5 protein-coding genes are annotated in these 5483 nt (G+C 59.4%); 1 reads left to right on the top strand and 4 read right to left on the bottom strand.

Translation table 11 applies throughout. The features are described from left to right. Nucleotides 1–134: 134 nt before the first annotated feature. From serS to NW820_RS07395, 4 genes are all read right to left on the bottom strand, one after another. Nucleotides 135–1442, bottom strand: a complete 1308-nt coding sequence (gene serS, locus NW820_RS07410; protein ID WP_414350964.1) for a serine--tRNA ligase — start codon at nt 1440–1442, stop codon at nt 135–137. 34 nt (nt 1443–1476) lie between these two features. Then, complete coding sequence (gene ilvC, locus NW820_RS07405; protein ID WP_414329205.1) at nt 1477–2469, bottom strand: ketol-acid reductoisomerase; 993 nt, start codon at nt 2467–2469, stop codon at nt 1477–1479. Nucleotides 2470–2532: 63 nt separating this feature from the next. After that, the gene (locus NW820_RS07400) at nt 2533–4014 is read right to left on the bottom strand and encodes a glycosyltransferase (protein ID WP_414407118.1); all 1482 of its coding nucleotides are present in this window, start codon (nt 4012–4014) and stop codon (nt 2533–2535) included. Nucleotides 4015–4201: 187 nt separating this feature from the next. After that, complete coding sequence (locus NW820_RS07395) at nt 4202–4663, bottom strand: YlqD family protein (RefSeq protein WP_011433386.1); 462 nt, start codon at nt 4661–4663, stop codon at nt 4202–4204. A gap of 278 nt (nt 4664–4941) precedes the next feature. Here NW820_RS07395 and hemC point away from each other — a divergent pair. Beyond that, a partial coding sequence (gene hemC / locus NW820_RS07390) for a hydroxymethylbilane synthase (RefSeq protein WP_414407117.1) occupies nt 4942–5483 on the top strand: 542 nt, incomplete at its 3' end.

Raw genomic sequence — 5483 nt, 5'->3', positions numbered from 1 at the left:
AGGGATCCTCATCCTTGTAGAGCGAGGAGCAGGTCAAGCTGATTCATTTCCAAACTGCAGAAAAGATAAGGGCGTCTGCCGGGTGGGCAGGAGCGTCTCAATCGAGTCTCAATCAAACTGGGTTGAGTTTGAGCTCAGGCAGCAGGAATGAGGATCCCGTCTTCCGAGAGAAACCGGGAGCTGAGAAAGGGACGCAGCGCCTTGGGAATGCGAATCGAGCCATCCGGCTGTTGGTGATTTTCGAGCAGGGCAGCCAGAGAGCGCCCCACCGCCAAGCCAGATCCGTTCAGGGTGTGGACAAACTGGGTGCCTTTCTGGCCGGCTTCTTTGTAGCGCAGGTTAGCACGGCGGGCCTGAAAGTCCCAGCAGTTGGAGCAACTGGAGATCTCGCGGTATTGATTTTGGGAGGGGAACCACACCTCCAAGTCAAAGCAGCGGGCTGCCGCAAAGCCCAAATCGCCGCTACACAGCTCCACCACCCGGTAGGGCAGCTCCAGCATCTGTAAGATGGCCTCGGCATCCTGCACCAGCTTCTCGTGTTCGGCTTCCGATTGATCTGGGCGAGTGACCTTGACCAGCTCCACTTTTTGAAACTGGTGCAACCGGATCAGCCCCTTGGTGTCGCGGCCATAGCTGCCCGCCTCACGGCGAAAACAAGGGGTGTAAGCACAGAAGTAAAGAGGGAGGGACTCCGCAGGGATTACCTCATCCCGGTACAGATTGGTAAGGGGAACTTCCGCCGTCGGGATCAGCCACAGGTCGTCGTCAGCACAGCGAAAGCTGTCTTCGGCAAACTTGGGCAACTGCCCCGTCCCCTGCAAAGCGGCGCTGTTGACCAAAAAGGGTGGGATCACCTCGGTGTAGCCGGCTGCAACGTGGCGCTCCAGCATCATGGCAATCAAAGCCCGTTCCAGGGCCGCGCCCGCCCCTACCATAGCCACAAAGCGGCTTTGGGCCACTTTGACCGCACGGCCAATCTCCAGCAACCCCAGTTTTTCGGCAATCTCGTCATGGGGAAGGACAGGATGGGCCGGCTTTAGCTCCTCACCCCAGCGGCGCACCTCTACATTGTCGGCCTCATCTCGGCCAACCGGCACGCTGGGCAGGGGCAAATTGGGCAGGGTAAGCAGCCGAGCACGAATCTCCTCTTCCAGCTCCCGTTCCTGCTGCTCCAGTTGGGCAATCTCGGCCTTGAGATCCACCCCCCGCTGCCGCAGGGCCGCCACTTCGGGGCCTTGGGGATCCGCCCCCTGGCGGATGATCTCGCCGACTTTTTTGCCGAGGCTGTTGCTTTCGGCCTGCAGGGATCCCTTGCGGGCCTCCAACTGCCGCCGCTCCCGATCCAACTGCAGGATCCCGTCCAGATCGACTGTGGCCCGGCGGTTTTGCAGGGCTTGGCGTACCTGTTCAGGGCGATCCCGCAGCAGCTTCAGATCCAGCACAGAGATGGTCTACCCTCAGCTCCAGATATCCGACCTATTTCTTTAGCCAGCTAAACATGGCCCGCAGCTCCCTGCCCACCTGTTCAATGGGGTGTTCGGCCTCGCGGCGCCGCATCGCAGTAAGCCCTGGCTTGCCGGCCTGATTTTCCAAGACAAATTCACGGGCAAATTGGCCGCTTTGAATCTCGGCGAGGATGCGTTTCATCTCGGCGCGGGTTTGCTCCGTGATGATGCGGGGGCCACGGGTGTAGTCGCCGTATTCTGCCGTGTTGGAGATGCTGTGGCGCATTTTCTCCAAGCCCCCCTCGACAATGAGATCCACGATCAGCTTCACCTCGTGCAGGCACTCGAAGTAGGCCAGTTCCGGCTGGTAGCCCGCTTCCACCAAGGTTTCAAACCCCGCTTTGATCAGAGCCGTCAGCCCACCGCAGAGCACCACCTGCTCGCCAAAGAGGTCGGTTTCGGTCTCTTCCCGGAAGGTGGTTTCCAAAATGCCGGCCCGCGTGCCACCGATGGCTTTGGCATAGGCCATGGCCCGCTCCCGTGCCATTCCCGAGGCATCTTGATAGACGGCAAACAGGCAGGGCACCCCTTCCCCCGCTTGGTAGGTGCGCCGCACCAAGTGCCCAGGGCCTTTGGGGGCAACCATGATGACATCCACGTCTGCCGGCGGCTGGATCTGCCCGAAGTGAATGTTGAAGCCGTGGGCAAAGAGGAGCACGTTCCCCGGCTGCAGGTGGGGACGGATTTCGCCCTGGAAAACGGCCTTTTGCACTTCATCGGGCAGCAAAACCATTACCCAATCGGCGGCAGCGGCAGCATCCGCCACCGTTTTGACCATTAAGCCGTCTTGCTCGGCTTTGGGCCAGGAAGGGCTGCCAGGGTAAAGGCCAACGATGACCTGGACACCGCTATCGCGCAAATTGAGGGCGTGGGCGTGGCCTTGGCTGCCATAGCCGATGATGGCAACGGTTTTATCGGCCAAAGGCTCCAGGTTGGCGTCGGTGTCGTAGTAGAGGCGGGCCATGGTCGAGCAGGGCGTGAGCAGGTGCTTGACTAGGATAGCAGGATTGGATCCAACTTGATGACCTCAAGCGCCGTGATGAACAGTTTTCACCCACCTTAGGCGCTTGGGCTGTACACACATGCGAGCGGTTGTGGCGATCATAACCGGCAGCCAGTGGAGCATGTAGACCAAGCCCAGGGCGGTGTGCCACCAAAGTCGCCGTCCGCGCAAGCCCTCCACCTGGCGTAGCCCCCGGTAAAAAGCCACCGTCAGGCAGCCCATCACCAGAGCGTTCAAGGGGAGCAGCACCGAGGAGTGGCCCGCCAACAGCACCCAGAGGGTATCGGGAACCAAGGCCATCGGCAGCAAGTACTGAGAAATAAAGAAGGCCCAGAGATCCACCGTTTTGGCCATCCCCATGCGGCGACTGAGGATCCCTGGCCAGTAGTCGAGATAGCGCTGGTAGCCCCCTTCCGCCCAGCGGCAGCGCTGGTGCCAGAGACTTTTCCAAGAGGTGACCCCTTCTTCGACGATGGCCGGCTCCGTCAGAAAGGCGATATCTACGCCCGCCAGGTGCAGCTTGAAGGTGAGATCCAGGTCGTCAGTGAGGGTGCTCTCATTCCAGCCGCCGCACTTTTCCAAAACATCTCGCCGCACCAGTTGGCCGTTGCCACGTAGCTCGCCAATGCCCCTCACAGCCACGCGCTGCTGCTGGAAGTAAGCATCAGAGGCCATTTCCGCCACCTGCCCCAGAGTCCAGAAGTTGACGTTGGGGTTGCTCAGGGCCTTGCGCACCTGGACAGCGCCTACCGTCCGTCTGCTGAAACGGCTGCGCAGGCTTCCCACTTGAACAAACAAGGGCAGAGTGCGGGCAAGAAAATCCGAGGGCACCACAGCATCGGCATCGCAGACCAGGATGATCTCCCCTTGAGTCAGGGGCAGTACCTCGTTGAGGGCGCCGGACTTACCCCCGCCCCGCCCCGGCTGCCGCCGGTAAACCCGCAGATGCGGGATCCGCTTTTGGGCTTCCCGCAGAACTTCAGGGGTGGCATCGCTGCTGTTGTCGTCGATGGCCCACAGCTCCAGATGGCTGGTGGGGTAACGGAGCTGGGTCAAGCTGTGCAACAGCCGTGGGAGCACTGCGCTCTCATTCTTGGCTGGGATCAACACGGCCACACGGGGCAAGGCCAGCCCGCCCAACTCAGAAAGCCCGCTCTGCCCATCCCGTTGCATTGGCAGGACAGAGTCATTGTTGTTAGGGTCATCGCTGTTATCTGTTGACCTGGGATCCCGGCGGGTCGCAGCGGCAGGAGGAAGTCTCAGAGGGGGCAGGGAGGTCGCCGGTTGCAGGCGAAATAAGCGGCTAATGTGGATCACCATGAACGTGGCCAAACCAACGGTGATCCAACGGGCCGTCGGCACCACATGCATCAGGCTGACCAACCCCCACACCATGGCCAGAACCAGCAGAGCCTTGAGACGGCGGCGCTGGGCCGAGGTGAGCAACCAATCGGGAAGATGAAGATCCTCGAGAGGCTCTGGCTCTGACCAGACGAACTCAGACATGGGAATCCTCCCCCGGGCGGCAATGTTACCCAACCTCGCCAGCCTGTGCGAGCGTTAACCCAAAGGCTGTTAAGAGGTTGTTACCTATTGTCACCCATTGTGTTGGCGAAACGGAGTTCTCGAGAACCTACAGGCGAGAAAAATTGGGGATCCCGACTGCCGCTTCTCCGGCAAGGGGGTGAGTAGCCTATGGGTTACCGCGAATCTCTTTGATCACCCCATCTTCCAGAAGGATCTCGACCTGCATTTTCTGGATCAGGTTGTCTCCTTTTTGGACTCGGAAGAAGCTCTCCACATTGCCCTGCAGCACTTCTTGGTTAAGCTCCAGGGTGCTCAGTTGGTTGATCTGCTGCAACAATTGGTTTTTCTGATCCAAGAGGCGGATTTTCTGCTCGTTCACGCGGCTTTTCACCGCTTCCACCTGTTGGAGCACTTGGGGGCTGTTGGGGTTGGGGCTCTGTTTCTCCAGTTCGGCAATAGCCCGCTTGCCCTGAAACTCCAGCTGTTGCATCTGAGCATCGGTGGCTTCGATCTGCCGCTCTAATTGCTCCTGCATTTCCTTTTTCCAAAGGGGTGTGACCACCACCTTAACGGGAATGTTGCGTTTGAGCAGTAATTGAGTGCCGTTGCTGACGTTGTTTTCTTCCATAAGACTCATCCAGGCAGACGACCAACCAAACCAGGGGCTTGTGCCCATTGTAGAAAGCTCCCCTCAAAAGCTCTGGGGTTGGGGAAGAGGAGCTTGACAGACCGGATCCTCCCCCGCCGAGCCGGAGAATCCATCTACTTATCCTACCGGCTGGGATCCCTGCGGTAAAGTCTTGATTTCGGGAAACTGCAATTTTGGTTAAGGATCTTAAAGGCCGCCGCCTTGCCCTGGCACAGATTCGGCTAGCGTGAGAGACAGTGTTCTTTTTTGCGGCAGCCATGAGCGAACGGGCCTCGACCCCTTCCAAACCCTCTGCTGGGATCACCAAGCCGGTGCGGATTGCCTCTCGAAAAAGCGAGTTGGCTTTGGTGCAGACCCAGTGGGTGATGGGTCAGTTGCAAGAACACCATCCGGGATTACCTCTGGAGCTCAACACTCTCTCCACCCAGGGAGACATCATCCTGGATGTAGCCCTGGCCAAAATTGGAGACAAAGGTCTCTTTACCAAGGAATTGGAGGTTAGCCTGCTCAACGGCAGCAGCGACTTGGCGGTACACAGCCTTAAAGACTTGCCCACTCGCCTGCCGGAGGGCTTGGTGTTGGGGGCGATCACGCGGCGGGAGGATCCCCTGGATGCTTTGGTGGTGGGGGAAAAGTTCCGGGATTACCGACTGGCCACCCTGCCAGAGGGGACGGTGATCGGCACTTCATCGCTGCGGCGGCTGGCCCAACTGCGCCATGCCTTTCCCCACTTGCACTTTAAGGATGTGCGGGGCAACCTCAACACCCGCTTGGCCAAGCTGGAGAGGGGAGAGTACGA

Source organism: Synechococcus sp. R55.7 (genome assembly GCF_047461955.1).
Taxonomy (GTDB): domain Bacteria; phylum Cyanobacteriota; class Cyanobacteriia; order Thermostichales; family Thermostichaceae; genus Thermostichus.
The sequence above is the reverse complement of the archived record's forward strand: the minus strand, read 5'-3'. Positions and strand labels throughout refer to the sequence as shown.